At 60.8% G+C, this 13,880-nt stretch carries 15 protein-coding genes; 10 read left to right on the top strand and 5 right to left on the bottom strand.

Features of this window, described 5'->3' with window-relative positions; all coding sequences use genetic code 11:
- The first annotated feature begins 7 nt into the window (after nucleotides 1–7).
- A complete protein-coding gene (locus C7534_RS15870; RefSeq protein ID WP_046028679.1) occupies nucleotides 8–811 on the top strand; it encodes an ABC transporter permease in 804 nt (267 codons plus the stop codon).
- A complete protein-coding gene (locus tag C7534_RS15865) occupies nucleotides 799–1,635 on the top strand; it encodes an ABC transporter ATP-binding protein (protein WP_077431220.1) in 837 nt (278 codons plus the stop codon). Before C7534_RS15870 ends, C7534_RS15865 begins: the two co-directional genes overlap by 13 nt.
- Before the next feature lie 117 nt (nucleotides 1,636–1,752).
- Here the strand turns inward: C7534_RS15865 and C7534_RS15860 are convergent, their stop codons facing one another.
- Together C7534_RS15860 and C7534_RS15855 are read right to left on the bottom strand one after the other, a co-directional pair.
- Entirely contained in the window at nucleotides 1,753–2,829 is a 1,077-nt protein-coding gene (locus tag C7534_RS15860) for an endonuclease/exonuclease/phosphatase family protein (RefSeq protein WP_109786331.1), read from the bottom strand.
- A 235-nt stretch (nucleotides 2,830–3,064) separates the two neighbouring features.
- Complete coding sequence (locus tag C7534_RS15855) at nucleotides 3,065–3,739, bottom strand: YciC family protein (protein ID WP_046028868.1); 675 nt, start codon at nucleotides 3,737–3,739, stop codon at nucleotides 3,065–3,067.
- Between the two features lie 178 nt (nucleotides 3,740–3,917).
- Between C7534_RS15855 and C7534_RS15850 the strand changes: the two genes are divergently transcribed.
- The 3 genes from C7534_RS15850 (at nucleotide 3,918) to C7534_RS15840 (ending at nucleotide 5,928) form a co-directional block, all read left to right on the top strand.
- Nucleotides 3,918–4,676 carry a DUF2076 domain-containing protein gene (locus C7534_RS15850; protein ID WP_109786330.1) on the top strand — a complete coding sequence of 253 codons (759 nt, stop codon included), beginning with the start codon at nucleotides 3,918–3,920 and terminating at the stop codon, nucleotides 4,674–4,676.
- Between the two features lie 138 nt (nucleotides 4,677–4,814).
- Nucleotides 4,815–5,294: a LabA-like NYN domain-containing protein gene (locus C7534_RS15845; RefSeq protein ID WP_007946629.1), complete on the top strand. Its 480-nt coding sequence runs from the start codon at nucleotides 4,815–4,817 to the stop codon at nucleotides 5,292–5,294.
- A gap of 22 nt (nucleotides 5,295–5,316) precedes the next feature.
- Nucleotides 5,317–5,928 (top strand): 3'-5' exonuclease, encoded by a 612-nt coding sequence (locus C7534_RS15840; protein WP_046028672.1) that lies wholly within the window; start codon nucleotides 5,317–5,319, stop codon nucleotides 5,926–5,928.
- Between the two features lie 116 nt (nucleotides 5,929–6,044).
- Here the strand turns inward: C7534_RS15840 and C7534_RS15835 are convergent, their stop codons facing one another.
- Nucleotides 6,045–6,503 (bottom strand): Lrp/AsnC family transcriptional regulator, encoded by a 459-nt coding sequence (locus C7534_RS15835; protein ID WP_109786329.1) that lies wholly within the window; start codon nucleotides 6,501–6,503, stop codon nucleotides 6,045–6,047.
- Nucleotides 6,504–6,666: 163 nt separating this feature from the next.
- Here C7534_RS15835 and yedA point away from each other — a divergent pair, with 163 nt between their 5' ends.
- Nucleotides 6,667–7,593 carry a drug/metabolite exporter YedA gene (gene yedA / locus C7534_RS15830; protein WP_109786328.1) on the top strand — a complete coding sequence of 309 codons (927 nt, stop codon included), beginning with the start codon at nucleotides 6,667–6,669 and terminating at the stop codon, nucleotides 7,591–7,593.
- Between the two features lie 78 nt (nucleotides 7,594–7,671).
- Nucleotides 7,672–9,006, top strand: a complete 1,335-nt coding sequence (locus C7534_RS15825) for a DEAD/DEAH box helicase (protein ID WP_109786327.1) — start codon at nucleotides 7,672–7,674, stop codon at nucleotides 9,004–9,006.
- 123 nt (nucleotides 9,007–9,129) lie between these two features.
- Here the strand turns inward: C7534_RS15825 and C7534_RS15815 are convergent, their stop codons facing one another.
- Both C7534_RS15815 and C7534_RS15810 read right to left on the bottom strand, forming a co-directional pair.
- Nucleotides 9,130–10,371 (bottom strand): TIGR03862 family flavoprotein, encoded by a 1,242-nt coding sequence (locus tag C7534_RS15815; RefSeq protein ID WP_109786325.1) that lies wholly within the window; start codon nucleotides 10,369–10,371, stop codon nucleotides 9,130–9,132.
- 298 nt (nucleotides 10,372–10,669) lie between these two features.
- Nucleotides 10,670–11,590 carry a histone deacetylase family protein gene (locus C7534_RS15810; RefSeq protein ID WP_109786324.1) on the bottom strand — a complete coding sequence of 307 codons (921 nt, stop codon included), beginning with the start codon at nucleotides 11,588–11,590 and terminating at the stop codon, nucleotides 10,670–10,672.
- Between the two features lie 74 nt (nucleotides 11,591–11,664).
- Between C7534_RS15810 and C7534_RS15805 the strand changes: the two genes are divergently transcribed.
- The 3 genes from C7534_RS15805 (at nucleotide 11,665) to C7534_RS15795 (ending at nucleotide 13,798) form a co-directional block, all read left to right on the top strand.
- The gene (locus C7534_RS15805) at nucleotides 11,665–12,234 is read left to right on the top strand and encodes a GNAT family N-acetyltransferase (protein WP_046028662.1); all 570 of its coding nucleotides are present in this window, start codon (nucleotides 11,665–11,667) and stop codon (nucleotides 12,232–12,234) included.
- 104 nt (nucleotides 12,235–12,338) lie between these two features.
- Nucleotides 12,339–13,208, top strand: a complete 870-nt coding sequence (gene tesB / locus C7534_RS15800) for an acyl-CoA thioesterase II (RefSeq protein ID WP_077431226.1) — start codon at nucleotides 12,339–12,341, stop codon at nucleotides 13,206–13,208.
- Nucleotides 13,205–13,798, top strand: a complete 594-nt coding sequence (locus C7534_RS15795; RefSeq protein ID WP_046028658.1) for an HAD family hydrolase — start codon at nucleotides 13,205–13,207, stop codon at nucleotides 13,796–13,798. Before tesB ends, C7534_RS15795 begins: the two co-directional genes overlap by 4 nt.
- Nucleotides 13,799–13,880: the final 82 nt, after the last annotated feature.

The following is a 13,880-nucleotide window of genomic DNA, read 5'->3' as shown; positions in this document are numbered from 1 at the left end:
GGTTTGCATGTTCAAGCGCAATTCATGGCTGAGCCGCTGCATCACGCCCAAGACTGGCCTGCCGGTGCAGGTCATCTGGAGCGCGAGCGGTCTGGCCTGGGTTCTATTGATCGGTCTGTGGGCCGGGTTGTCTTACGGTGGCGTGGTGCCGGGGATGTTCCTGCCGACGCCGGGCGCGGTGGTTGAGGCCGCCGTGCGCTTGAGTCGCGACGGCACACTCGGTCTGCATGTGTGGGCCAGCCTCGAAGTGGTAGTGGTCGGTTTTGTTGTCTCGTCGCTGGTGGCGGTGCCGCTGGGGTTGTTGATGGGCAGCTTCCGCATCGTTCAGGCCTTCCTTGAACCGATGGTCAATTTCATCCGCTACCTGCCGGTGACCTCGTTCGTGCCGCTGTTCATTTTGTGGATTGGTATCGGCCTGGAGCAACGGGTCTCGGTGATCATCTTTGGTGTGTTCTTCCAGCAACTGGTGATGATCGCGGACGTGTCCAAGGGCATCTCCAAGGACCTGATCAATGCGTCCTATACCCTCGGTTCCAATCGTCGCGATGCGGTGCTGCATGTGATCGCCCCGGCGTCGTTGCCGGGTGTGCTCGACACCTTGCGCGTGACCATGGGCTGGGCCTGGACCTACCTGGTGGTCGCTGAGCTGGTCGCCGCTTCCAGTGGCCTGGGTTACTTGAGCCTCAAAGCCATGCGTGGCTTTCAAGTGGATGTGATTTTCCTGGCAATCGCGATCATCGGCCTGTTGGGCCTGGTCACCGATCAACTGTTTCGTTTCCTACGTCTGAGGATCGCCGCATGGGCTCAGTAAGCGCCGTCAACCCTCGCTTCGTCACACCCTCGGCCGCGCCGGTACAGGCCGCCCCAAGGCTGCAAGTGGACAAGGTCAGCCTGCGCTATCAGAAACCTGACGGTGGCATGTTCACCGCACTGGAGCAGGTGTCGTTCGAGGTTCCGGATCAACAATTCGCCGTGCTGGTCGGGCCTTCGGGCTGCGGCAAGTCGAGTCTGCTGTACCTCACCGCCGGCCTCAACGAGCCCACGGAAGGCGAGATCTACGTCGGTGGCCAGCAAGTTCAGGGGCCGGGCGCGGATCGCGGCATGGTGTTCCAGAGCTACACGTTGTTCCCGTGGCTGACGGTTCGCCAGAACGTCGAGTTCGGTCTCAAGCGTCGCGGCATGGCGGCGGCACAGCGCAAGGAAATCGTCGACTACTACGTCAACGAAGTCGGCCTTACCGGGTTTGCCGACAACTACGCCAAGCAGTTGTCCGGCGGCATGATGCAGCGTGTGGCGATTGCCCGGGCGCTGGCCAATGATCCGCAGATCCTGCTGATGGATGAACCGTTCGGCGCGCTCGACAGCCAGACCCGCCTGCAAATGCAGCAGCTGTTGCTGCGGGTTTGGGGTAACAGCAAGAAGACCGTGTTGTTCGTGACCCACGATATCGACGAGGCGGTTCTGCTCGGCGACCGGGTCTACGTGATGGGCGCCAGGCCTGGGCGGATCAAGCAGATTCTCGACGTGCCGATCGAACGCCCACGGACTCTGGACATGGTCATGGAGCGCTCGTTCATCGACATGAAGCGCAAGATCTTCGGGCTGCTGCATGACGATCTGGAAGAGGTTCATTGAACCTGCGCGATCCCTGTGGGAGCGGGCTTGCCCGCGATTGCATTCTGTCAGTTGGCATGTATTTAACCTGACACACCGCTATCGCGGGCAAGCCCGGCTCCTACAGGTTTTGCATTGTCAGTTGGCGGGCAAAAGGAACCTTGCGATCACCGGCAAGTGATCGGAGATGCGCAACGTATCGTCCTGCCTCACCGTTGCTTCGACCCGTTTGATGCTCGGGCTGTAGAACAGGTAGTCGACCGTCCGGTCCGGGCCGCTCAAGCCTGGATCATTCGGGTAATGCGTCAGCCACTGTGCCCGATCGACGCCGCTGGCTTCGTTGTTGGTCGGAATCATCGGGTACTTGTCCCACAGCACATGCAGTGCACTGTCGGCGGAGTAGGGGGTGCGTTGCTCGTCGGGCAATCGGCGAAATTGCCCCAGCGGCAGCAGGTTGAAGTCGCCACCAATCAGCCATGGCGTGCCACGGCTTTCGAACTTGTCGAGGACTTTGGCGACGGCTGTCACTTGGGCTTGCAGTGTTTCGTCGGGCTGGGTGGCGCGGTCCAGATGGGTATTGAGCAGTGCCATCTGCCCGCCGTCGTTCAGCGGCAGATAAGTGACCAACACGGCGTTTTTCGGTTTGAATTGTCGGCTGATGAAATTGGCCGGTTCGACCGGCAATTGCAGGCGTTCGGCGTGTTCGATCTGGTAACGGCTGAGCGTTGCCAGTTGCCGACCGACACTGCCGGAGATGTGTGGGTCAGGCACGAAGTCGGCCTTCCAGTCGAAGGCACGGGCGCTGCACGGGTACAGGTCGGCGACCCGTTCTTGCAGGAGCTTGAACTGGTTCTGGTAATCGCTGGCCTTGGCGCCGTCATCGAGTTCCTGCAACAACACAACGTCGGGGTTTTCGTCGCGAATCACCCGCGCCACTTCATCGAGGCTGAAGGCCATGTCTTCAGGGGTGGGGCTTTCGTCATCGCCCTGGGCCAGATCGTTCCAGAACACATAGCGCTTGCCCGCCAGGTACTGAACGTTCCAGATCATCACTTTCAAGGCCTGGCCGGGCACCAGCGTCGGTGCATGGGCATTGCAACTGACCGGCAATACTTCCTTGGCGTCGGGGCGCCACGTCAGGTTGTAGATCAGCAGTGCGAAAAAGCCGATGACTGTCAAAAGGCTTAGCAGGGTGTAGCGCAGTAGACGGGGCATGGCTCGGCTTATAGCGTTACAAAAGATGGCCCGAGCATAACCGAGCGTCGGACGTAAGCCCAAGGGCCAAACGCAATAGCCGTAACACGCACCTGTAGCAGCTGGCGAAGCCTGCGTCCGGCTGCGTAGCAGTCGTCATCCAGCGCGTGCGGTTTACCTGATGCACCGTGGGCACCGATTTTACGACTGCTGCGCAGCCGGACGCAGGCTTCGCCAGCTGCTACAGGGGAGGCAGTCAGAGCGGCCGGTCAATCTGCTCGGGTGCATCGCCGATCAGCATGAACAAACGGAACAGCACCACGCTGGTGAACAGTTGCAGGAAGCTGTGAGCACTGTCGATCAGCAGGGAAATCACCGGGTTCTGTGGCTCCGGGTACACCGCGAGGGTGGCACCCTTGAGCAGCCACAACGGGGCCATCACGCACAGGATGCACACCAGAATGCGCATGAAATGGCCGCGGGTCAGGCGCAGGCTTTCTTTCATGGCCGCCAGTGGGGCCATGCCGCGCAGCACCAGCAAATACTCGCCGAACGCCAACGTCACCATCAGCCAGATGCCCGGCAGGAAATACAGCGAAAGGCCGAGCAGAATCAGCAGGGTATTGAGCGCCGTCAGCAGGGCGAAGCGCGGCCACAAGTAGGCGGACCTCGCCAGCAGGTCGCGATTGCGCGGGGATTCGCCCCGGCTGCGGGCGTCGAGAAACAGGATCAGGGCGGCGGTGTACAGCGGATAAACCAGCAAGCCGACGATCACGCTGACGCCGGGAAAACTGTCCGGTTCGGTGGAGTGGTCGACCACTTGTTGCAGCAGCGCCTCGAAGATCACCAGCGGCAGGCACAGTTGCACGATCTGGCCCAGATTGCGCTTGAAGAAATACAAGGAGTCACGCAGCACGTCGAACGGATTCATCAGTCGGTATCGCTGGTCATAAGCAGTTACACACTGTAACCGATGATGTACCGCCCGAAGCAAACGTAAACGTTAGGTAAAGCTCATTGAAACAACTTGCTTCAGCCTCCATTAAGGTCGAGCACCTTATCCTCTTTGGAAAAGGACAACGATTTCCCCGGCAATCTACGAGGTCGCCATGAACAGCGAAGAACAAACCCTGATCGATGGACTGTTTTCCCGGCTGCAACAGGCCGAAACGGATTCAGCCCCGCGCGACGCCCTGGCGGAGGCGCGGATCAAGGAGCACCTGACTCGCCAGCCCGCGGCCGGCTATTTCATGACCCAGGCCATTCTGGTTCAAGAAGCCGCCATCAAGAGCCTCGACGAACAGAACAAACAACTGACCCGGCAAGTGCAGCAATTGCAGGCCGAACTGCAATCGGCCAAGGCACAGACAGCGGCCCCGGCCCCGAGCAGTGGTGGCTTTTTGTCGAGCATCTTCGGCAGCAGCGCCCGTGATCCGCAGCCGGCCCCGACCCAGAGCGCACCGCCGTCCACCGGTGGCTGGCGTGAACCGGCACGGCCATCGTTCAACTCACAAGCGCCACAGCAGAACTTTGGTACCGCACCACCCCAACAAAATTACGCCCCTCAGCAGCAAGCGCCGGCGGCGGGCAGCGGTTTTCTCGGCGGTGCGCTGAAAACGGCGGCGGGCGTGGCGGGTGGCGTGATGCTGGCACAAGGCATCAGCAGCCTGTTCCATCACAATCAGCAACCGGAAGTGGTTGAAGTCATCAAGGAAGAGCCAGCCCAGGTCAATGACCAAGGCAACAATGGCTGGGGCGATGACCAGCGCATGGCCGACAACTCCAACGATCAGGGCGGTTTTGCCAACACTGACTACAGCGATGACGACTCATCGTTCTTCGGCAGCGACGACGACTCCTTCGTCTGATATGCCATTCGTCCGGGGCGCGACCGTGCCCCGGGCCGATTATTCGCGGAACAATCCTTCGGGCTGGCATACTGGGCAACTTTTCGGGCCAGGTGCCTGATCTCGCCTGCGCGCCTGTGCGCCAAGAGGAAGCCCGCGGTGAAAAAAATCGCAGTGTTCGCCGATGTTCAAAACCTCTATTACACCGTGCGTCAGGCCTACGGTTGCCACTTCAACTACGCCGCGTTGTGGGCTGATATCAGCAAACAGGGCGAGATCGTCGAGGCCTATGCCTACGCGATCGATCGCGGTGACAGCAAGCAGCAACAGTTTCAGCAGATCCTGCGCAATCTCGGTTTCACCGTGAAGCTCAAGCCCTATATCCAGCGCAGCGACGGCTCGGCCAAGGGCGACTGGGACGTAGGCATCACCCTCGACATCATGGACGCCGCCGATCATGTCGACGAAGTGGTGCTGGCCTCCGGTGACGGTGATTTCGACATGCTGCTGGAACGCATCATCAGCAAACACGGGGTGCAAGCGGTGGCCTATGGCGTACCGGGCCTGACCGCCAACTCGCTGATCCGCGCCGCCAGTCGTTATGTGCCGATCGAAGGCGCCTTGCTGCTCAAGAATTGATTTTTACGGAGTTGAAACAGGTTTGGAACGCATCGCAGTCATCGACTTTGAAACCACCGGGATCTCCCCGAGCAGCAGCTGCCGGGCCACGGAAATTGCCGTGGTCATCCTTGAAGAGGGGCGCATCGTCGAGCGTTACCAAAGCTTGATGAATGCGGGCGTGCGCGTCCCGGCGTTCATCGAGCAACTGACCGGCATCAGCAACGCCATGCTGCGCACCGCGCCGTCGGCGGAGCAGGTGATGAACGAGGTGAACGAGTTCGTCGGCTGCACTCCGTTGCTCGCGCACAATGCGGCGTTCGACCAGAAGTTCTGGGACTTCGAACTGGGGCGGATCAAACGTACGCGTTTGCAGAACTTTGCCTGCTCGCTGCTGCTGGCCCGGCGCCTGATGCCCGCCGCGCCGAACCATAAGCTCGGCACGCTCACCACATTTGCCAACCTGCCCGATACGGGCAAGGCTCACCGGGCCATGGCTGATGCCGAGATGGCCGCGAATCTGACGACGCACTTGATGGAAGAATTGCAGCGCAGGCATGGGCTGCGTGAGTTGTCCCATGATTTGCTGTGCGGCTTGCAGAAAGTGCCGGCGGCGAAGATCAACGAACACCTCAAGCGCCATCGCGGGTTCTGAAACCACCACAAAATCCCCTGTCCCTGATCGTTCCCCTGTAGGAGCCGAGCTTGCTCGCGATGGCGGCATGTCAGTCACCCTCAATGTTGACTGTTAAACCGCCATCGCGAGCAAGCTCAGCTCCTACAGCCATTGCCTTCGATGTGCCCCAGCGGCACGCGCTTCTCTATCGCACTCGACAACACAATCGACGTCTTGCTGAAGCCAAACGTGGCAATCCGGTTGATCAACTCCTCCAGCTCCGGCATCGAGCCCACCGCCGCTTGCATGATCACGCACGGATCGCCGGTCACCCGGTGGCATTCGGTCAGTTGCGGGATTTTGATCAGGTCGTCGTAGGCCTTTTGATTGCCATGCTGGTTCAAGCGCAGCTCGATGACGCACTGGATCGGCAAGCCGAGCTTGGCCATGTCGACTTTTGCCTGGTAACCGGTGATCACACCGCTGGCTTCCAGCTTGGCCACACGTTCGGCCACGGCCGGGGCGGACAGGTTGACCTTGCGCGCGAGGTCGGCGTAGGACGCACGACCGTTTTCCAGCAGGGCACTGAGCAGCATGCGGTCGTATTTGTCCATGGTCGTCTTCCTGAAAAGTGACTGACTTTCGAAAGCACGGTTTATATCGATAACCACCGTTCTTTGAAAAGTGTACCGGCGCTATAAACAGGTTTTGTAACTTATTTTTAGCCGTTGGCCTTTCTAGAATAGCGGTTCTCTTGTCTTTGCCTGCGAGCGCACCATGCCTGGCCTTCGTCGCTTTCCCTTACCGTTGATCGCTGCCTTTTTCGCCTTGTACGTGATTTGGGGCTCGACGTACCTGGTGATTCGCATCGGCGTGGAATACTGGCCGCCGCTGTTGCTCGCCGGGGTCCGCTTCGTGATCGCCGGGTCGTTGATGTACGCCTTCCTGCGCTGGCGCGGGGCGCCGGCACCCACCTGGGCGCAGTGGAAAGCGGCGGGGATCATCGGGATCTTGCTGCTCAGCTGCGGCAACGGCGCGGTCAGCGTGGCGGAGCACACGGGCGTGGCCTCTGGTGTCGCGGCGTTGGCGGTAGCGACGGTGCCGCTGTTTACCTTGCTGTGCGGCTATTTCTGGGGCGCGCGTAATACACGTCTGGAATGGGCCGGGATTGTGCTCGGACTGATCGGCATCGCCATGCTCAACCTCGGCTCCAATCTGCAATCGAGTCCGTTGGGCGCGGCATTGCTGATATTTGCCGCTGCCTCCTGGGCTTTCGGCTCGGTGTGGAGCAAACATTTGCCGTTGCCCCAGGGTGCCATGGCCAGTGCCGTGGAAATGCTGGTGGGCGGCGTGGTGTTGCTGATCGGCAGCGCGGTCAGCGGTGAGCATCTGCAGGGCATGCCGCCAATTGAAGGCTGGGCGGCGCTGGCGTACCTGACCGTCTTCGGTTCGATCATCGCGTTCAACGCCTACATGTACCTGCTGAAACATGTGCGTCCGGCGGCTGCCACCAGTTATGCCTACGTCAATCCGGCGGTGGCGGTGTTGTTGGGGATCGTGTTTGTCGGCGAGACCATAGGGATCGAAGAAGGGCTGGCGATGCTGGTGATCATCAGCGCCGTGGTGTTGATCGGTTTGCCGCAGTGGCGTCGTACGCCTGTGCAGCCGACTGTAGCCGCGCCGACAGAATCGCGAGTGAATTAGGGTAAACTGCGCGCCATTGCATCTTGTTTTGCACACTTGTTTTGAAAAACCCGCGCTGAATTTTCCTACGGTACTCCCATGACTTTCGCCACCCTTGGCCTGATCGAACCCTTGCTGCGCTCTCTCGAGACGCTCGGCTACCAGACCCCGACGCCGGTTCAGGCGCAAGCCATTCCGGCGGTGCTGGCCGGTCGCGACCTGATGGCCGCCGCTCAGACCGGCACCGGCAAGACCGCCGGTTTTGCGCTGCCGCTTCTGCAATTGCTGGCCATGGAAGGGCCGAAAGTCACCGCGAACTCGGTGCGCGCACTGATTCTGGTGCCGACCCGTGAGCTGGCGGAACAGGTTCACGAAGCCGTGAGCCAGTACGCCGAGAATCTGCCGTTGCGCACTTACGCGGTGTACGGCGGTGTCAGCATCAACCCGCAAATGATGAAACTGCGCAGCGGCGTCGATCTGCTGGTGGCGACGCCGGGCCGTTTGCTCGACCTGTTCCGTCAGAACGCGCTGAAGTTCAATCAGCTGCAAACCCTGGTGCTGGACGAAGCGGATCGCATGCTCGATCTGGGCTTTTCCGAGGAGCTGGGGAACATTTACAAGGCGCTGCCGAAGAAGCGTCAGACGCTGTTGTTCTCGGCGACGTTCTCCGATGCGATCCGCACGCTGGCCGGGCAAATGCTCAACGACCCGCTGAGCATCGAAGTCAGCCCGCGTAACGTGGCCGCCAACACGGTGAAACAGTGGGTCGTGACGGTCGACAAGAAGCGCAAGCCGGAGTTGTTCATTCACTTGCTGCGCAAGGGCAAGTGGAAGCAAGTGCTGGTGTTCGCCAAGACCCGTAACGGTGTGGACGCACTGGTGGAAAAACTTCAGGGCCTGGGCGTCAATGCCGACGGCATTCACGGCGACAAACCACAGGCAACGCGTCAGCGCGCACTGGACCGTTTCAAGGCCAGCGAAGTACAGATCCTGGTGGCGACGGACGTCGCGGCCCGTGGTCTGGACATCGAAGACTTGCCGCTGGTGGTCAACTTCGACCTGCCGATCGTGGCCGAAGACTACATCCACCGCATCGGTCGTACCGGCCGTGCGGGCGCCACTGGGCAGGCCATTTCGTTGGTGTGTGCCGATGAAGTGAATTTGCTGTCGGCCATCGAGACGTTGACCCGTCAGACATTGCCTCGGCAAGTGGAGCACGACTTCGAACCAGAACACCGCGTGCCGGACACCGATGCCAGTGGTCAGGTGGTCAAGAAACCGAAAAAACCGAAGAAGCCAAAGACCTCCGGTGGCGGCAAGCGCAACCTGGGCAAGTGGGTTGAGAGCGGGGATGCCTCGGCGCCGGAGCCTTCGATCAAACCTGTGCGTAAAGTGCCGGTGTTCAACACCGGGCCGCGTAAGCGTAAGCCTTAACAGCTGTGGCGAGGTGATCGTTCCCACGCTCCGCGTGGGAATGCCTCAATGGACGCTCTGCGTCCGCTGTTGGGACGCAGAGCGTCCCGGGCTGCGTTACCACGCAGAGCGTGGGAACGATCATCAGTGGCGGTGTTTCAACCACTCCACCATCCCCATCCCCGCCGCACGCCCGCTGGCGAAACACGCGGTCAGCAGGTAGCCGCCCGTCGGCGCTTCCCAGTCCAGCATCTCCCCCGCGCAGAACACGCCAGGCATTTGCTTGAGCATCAATCGCTCATCCATTGACTCGAACAGCACACCGCCAGCACTGCTGATGGCTTCGTCCAGTGGACGGGTTTTTACCAGCGTCAGTGGCAACGCCTTGATCGCTTTGGCCAGCAGCGCCGTGTCGCTGAAGCAGTCGGCCGGGGTCTGTTCACGCAGTAACGCTGCTTTGACCCCATCAATGCCCAGCTGACTGTGCAGGTGTTTGGCCATCGAGCGTGAACCGCGAGGTTTGCTCAGTGCCGCCTGCACTTTATCCACAGGCCTGCCGGGCAGCAGGTCGAGATGAATAGTTGCGCAGCCGTGCTGGTTGATGGCATCGCGAATCGGTGCCGAGAGGGCGTAGATCAAACTGCCTTCAATCCCGGTGGCGGTGATCACGCATTCGCCGAGCCGTGGAACGTCGTCATTGAGGCCGATGGCGATGTTTTTCAGCGGGGCGCCGGCGAATTTACTGACCATCAGTTCGCTCCAGGCCTGCACCTCGAAGCCGCAATTACTCGGTTGCAATGGCGCCAATCCTACTCCGCGCTGATCCAGTGGCGGCATCCAGGCACCGTCCGAACCCAGGCGCGACCAACTGCCGCCACCGAGGGCCAGCAGCGTGGCGTCCGGCGTCAGGTTTTTTTCACCCTCGGGGCTTGAGACTTTCAGGCTGCCATCGGTATTCCAGCCGAGCCAGCGGTGGCGGGTGTGGATAACTACGCCGGCGTCTCGCAGGCGTTTTAGCCAGGCCCGCAACAGCGGCGCGGCTTTCATGTCGGTCGGAAACACCCGGCCGGAACTGCCGACAAAGGTTTCGATACCCAGGTCATGAATCCATTGGCACAGCGCGTCGGCGCCAAAGGAGCGCAGCAGCGGTGCAATCTGCGGGGCGCGCTCGGCGTAGCGCGAAAGAAACGCCGGATAGGCTTCGGAGTGGGTGATGTTCATGCCGCCGACACCGGCCAGCAGGAATTTTCGTCCCACTGAAGGCATGCCGTCGTAGAGGTCGACCTTGATCCCGGCCTGGCTCAGGACTTCCGCCGCCATCAGGCCGGCAGGGCCACCGCCGATGATGGCGACTTGAGGGGAGGGTGGATTCGACGGCTGGGTCATGATGAGCGCTGCAGTGTGGCGGAATAGCCGCGCATTCTAGCAGTACCCAATTACTGTGGGAGTGGCGGTGCGGCGATCCGACTTGCCCGCGATAGCGGAGTGTCAGTCAACAAAGACTTTGAATTTGCCGGCCTCATCGCGGGCAAGCCCGCTCCCACAGTTGATCTTCGATGGTTTCAGAAGAGCTGTTCAAAAAACAATCATCAAGTTGTAGCCTATGCCTGGTATGGGCTGCAGGCCCTTTCACTCAGGTTATCCACAGGCAGTTCCACAGGCATTGTGGGTAAAGGTTCACGACTCAGTGACAACCTGATGACTGCCAGACCCGTTGAGCGCTGTGATGCAGGATGCCGTGCCGGCGTGCCAGGGCTTTGCGGTCCTTGCTGTAGCCGCCGCCAATCACTCCGACCACCGGAATATCCCGGCCCAGGCAATGGCGCATCACGCTTTCATCTCGCGCCGCCACGCCTTCGTCCGTCAGCTTCAAGTAACCCAGTGCGTCGTCCTTGTGCACATCGACCCCGGCGTCATACAGCACCAGGTCCGGTTGATAGAGCGGCAGCAAATAGTTGAGCGCATCGTCGACCACGTTCAGGTAGTCGGCATCGCCCATGCCTTTGGGCAGCGGGATGTCCCAGTCACTTTCGGCTTTGCGTGCAGGAAAATTCTTTTCGCAATGCAGGGAAACCGTCACTGCGTCCGGGGTGTTGTGCAGGATCCGCGCAGTCCCGTCGCCCTGATGCACGTCGCAGTCAAAGATCAGCACCCGATTCACTCGGCCACTTTCCAGCAGGTAACGGCTGATCACCGCCAGGTCGTTGAAAATGCAGAACCCGGCCGGGTAGTCGTAATGGGCGTGATGCGTGCCGCCCGCCAGGTGACAGGCCAGACCGTGCTCCAGCGCCTGTTCCGCCGCCAGCAATGAACCGCCTACCGCGCGCACCGTGCGTCGCGCCAGGGCTTCGCTCCAGGGCAGGCCGAGGCGACGTTGGTCTTCACGGGACAGCTCGCCACTCATGTAGCGTTCGATATAGGCAGTGTCATGGGCGAGGGCGAGTATGTCCGAGGGGCAGAGCTGCGGGCGCAACAGATCGGCGTCCTTGGTCAGGCCGCTGTCCACCAGGTGATCGCGCAGCAGGCGAAACTTGTCCATGGGGAAGCGGTGATCCGCCGGGAACTCGGGGCTGTAGTCTTCGTGATAAATCAGCGGCAGCGGCATGATGATTTCATACAGGAATGAGAGAAGGATCCTACCAGCGATGTAGACTTGCGGCATGGAAACAGGGGGGCACCATGGAGCCAATACTGCAACTCGAAAGTGCGCGACTGCTGTTGCGGCAGTGGCGCGATGAGGATTTGCCGGAATTTGCGGCGATGTGCGCCGACCCGCAGGTGATGCGATATTTTCCGGCACCGTTGAGCCGTCTGGAAAGTGCCTCGCTGATCGGGCGTATTCGCGGGCATTTTGCCGAGCATGGTTTCGGCCTGTGGGCACTGCAACGCAAAGACACTGGCCAATTCATCGGATTTACCGGGCTGGGTGTGGTGGGCTTCGACGCACCATTTACCCCCGCGACCGAAATCGGCTGGCGCCTGGCCCGCGAACATTGGGGCCTGGGGTATGCCAGTGAAGCGGCATGGACCGCTCTGCGTTGCGGGTTTGACCGGTTGGCGCTGACCGAGGTCGTGTCCTTCACCGCCAAAAACAACACGCCCTCCGAGAAAGTCATGCAGGCCATCGGCATGCACCATGATTCAGCCGATGACTTTGAGCATCCCAGGCTCGCGGCCGATCATCCCTTGCGTCACCATGTGCTTTACCGCATCACCCGTGAACAATGGCTGCAAACCTTGCATGGATAAGCCGGCGCGCACGTTTACAATGGCGCCCATGGGGCCTGTCCCGAAAGTGTATCGACCGTGCCAGCCAAGACTGCGCGGCAATGTTTTGTGTGAGGAGAGTCTGAATGAGCCAAGTGTTGGATGATCTGGTCGACCTGCTGACCCTGGAACCGATCGAAGAAAACCTGTTCCGCGGCCGCAGCCAGGACCTGGGTTTTCGCCAGTTGTTCGGCGGTCAGGTGATCGGTCAGTCGCTGTCGGCAGCCAGTCAGACGGTTGAAGCAGCCCGGCATGTGCATTCCATGCACGGGTATTTCCTGCGACCGGGCGATTCCGCGTTGCCCGTGGTTTATCAAGTGGACCGGGTGCGAGATGGCGGCAGTTTCAGCACGCGGCGGGTGACGGCGATCCAGAAGGGCAATCCGATTTTCACCTGCAGCGCCTCGTTCCAGTACGACGAAGAAGGCTTCCAGCACCAGACCGAAATGCCACAAGTGGTCGGCCCGGAAAATCTGCCGACGGAGCTGGAAATCACCAAGAGGCACGCGCACCTGATCCCCGAGCACATGCGCGAAAAGCTGCTGTGCCCGAAACCGATCGAATTCCGCCCGGTCACCGAAAAAGATCCTTACAACCCGCTACCATCCGATCCGATCAAGTACGTCTGGTTTCGCGCCGACGGTGCCCTGGCCGACTCGCCGGCGCTGCACAAATACTTGCTGGCCTATGCCTCGGACTTCGGTCTGTTGGTCACCTCGATGCAACCTCATGGCAAATCGGTCTGGCACAAAGACATGCAGGTCGCCAGCCTCGATCACGCGCTGTGGTTCCATCAGGACCTGCGCGCAGATGACTGGTTGCTTTATGCGATGGACAGCCCATGGGCCGGTAATTCCCGTGGCTTCAACCGTGGCAGCGTGTTCAACCGTGCAGGACAACTGGTGGCCTCGGTCACGCAGGAAGGCCTGATTCGTCATCGCAAGGATTGGGCATGAGCCTGGCCGAGGTGCGTCACTGGGTGTTCGACATGGACGGCACCCTGACGGTGGCCGTGCATGACTTCGCGGCGATTCGCGTGGCGTTGGCGATCCCGGCTGAAGACGACATCCTGACCCACCTCGCCGCACTGCCGGCCGATGAAGCGGCGGCTAAACATGCGTGGCTGCTGGAGCATGAACGTGATCTGGCGCTGGGTTCGAAGCCGGCGCCGGGTGCCGTGGAGCTGGTGCGAGAATTGGCCGGGCGCGGCTATCGCCTGGGGATTCTCACGCGCAATGCCCGGGAGTTGGCGCATGTGACGCTGGAGGCGATTGGCCTGGCCGACTGCTTCGCGGTGGAGGATGTGCTGGGGCGTGATGAAGCGCCGCCCAAGCCGCATCCCGGTGGTTTGCTGAAACTGGCCGAGGCCTGGAAGGTGCCCGCGAGCGAAATGGTGATGGTCGGTGATTACCGCTTTGATCTCGATTGCGGGCGAGCGGCAGGGGCGCGGACGGTGTTGGTGAATCTGCCGGATAACCCGTGGCCGGAACTGACGGACTGGCATGCGGCGGATTGTGTGGCGTTGCGGCAGATGCTGTTGGCTTGAGGGTCTCTTCGCGAGCAGGCGCCTGCTAAAAATCTACGGTGGGAGCCGGGCTTGACCGCGATGGCGTCAGCTTAGGCACCCC

The sequence above is a fragment of the Pseudomonas sp. OV226 genome, assembly GCF_003148705.1.
In the GTDB taxonomy this organism is placed as follows: domain Bacteria; phylum Pseudomonadota; class Gammaproteobacteria; order Pseudomonadales; family Pseudomonadaceae; genus Aquipseudomonas.
Note: the sequence above shows the minus strand (reverse complement) of the source record. Positions and strands in the feature narration are given on the sequence as shown.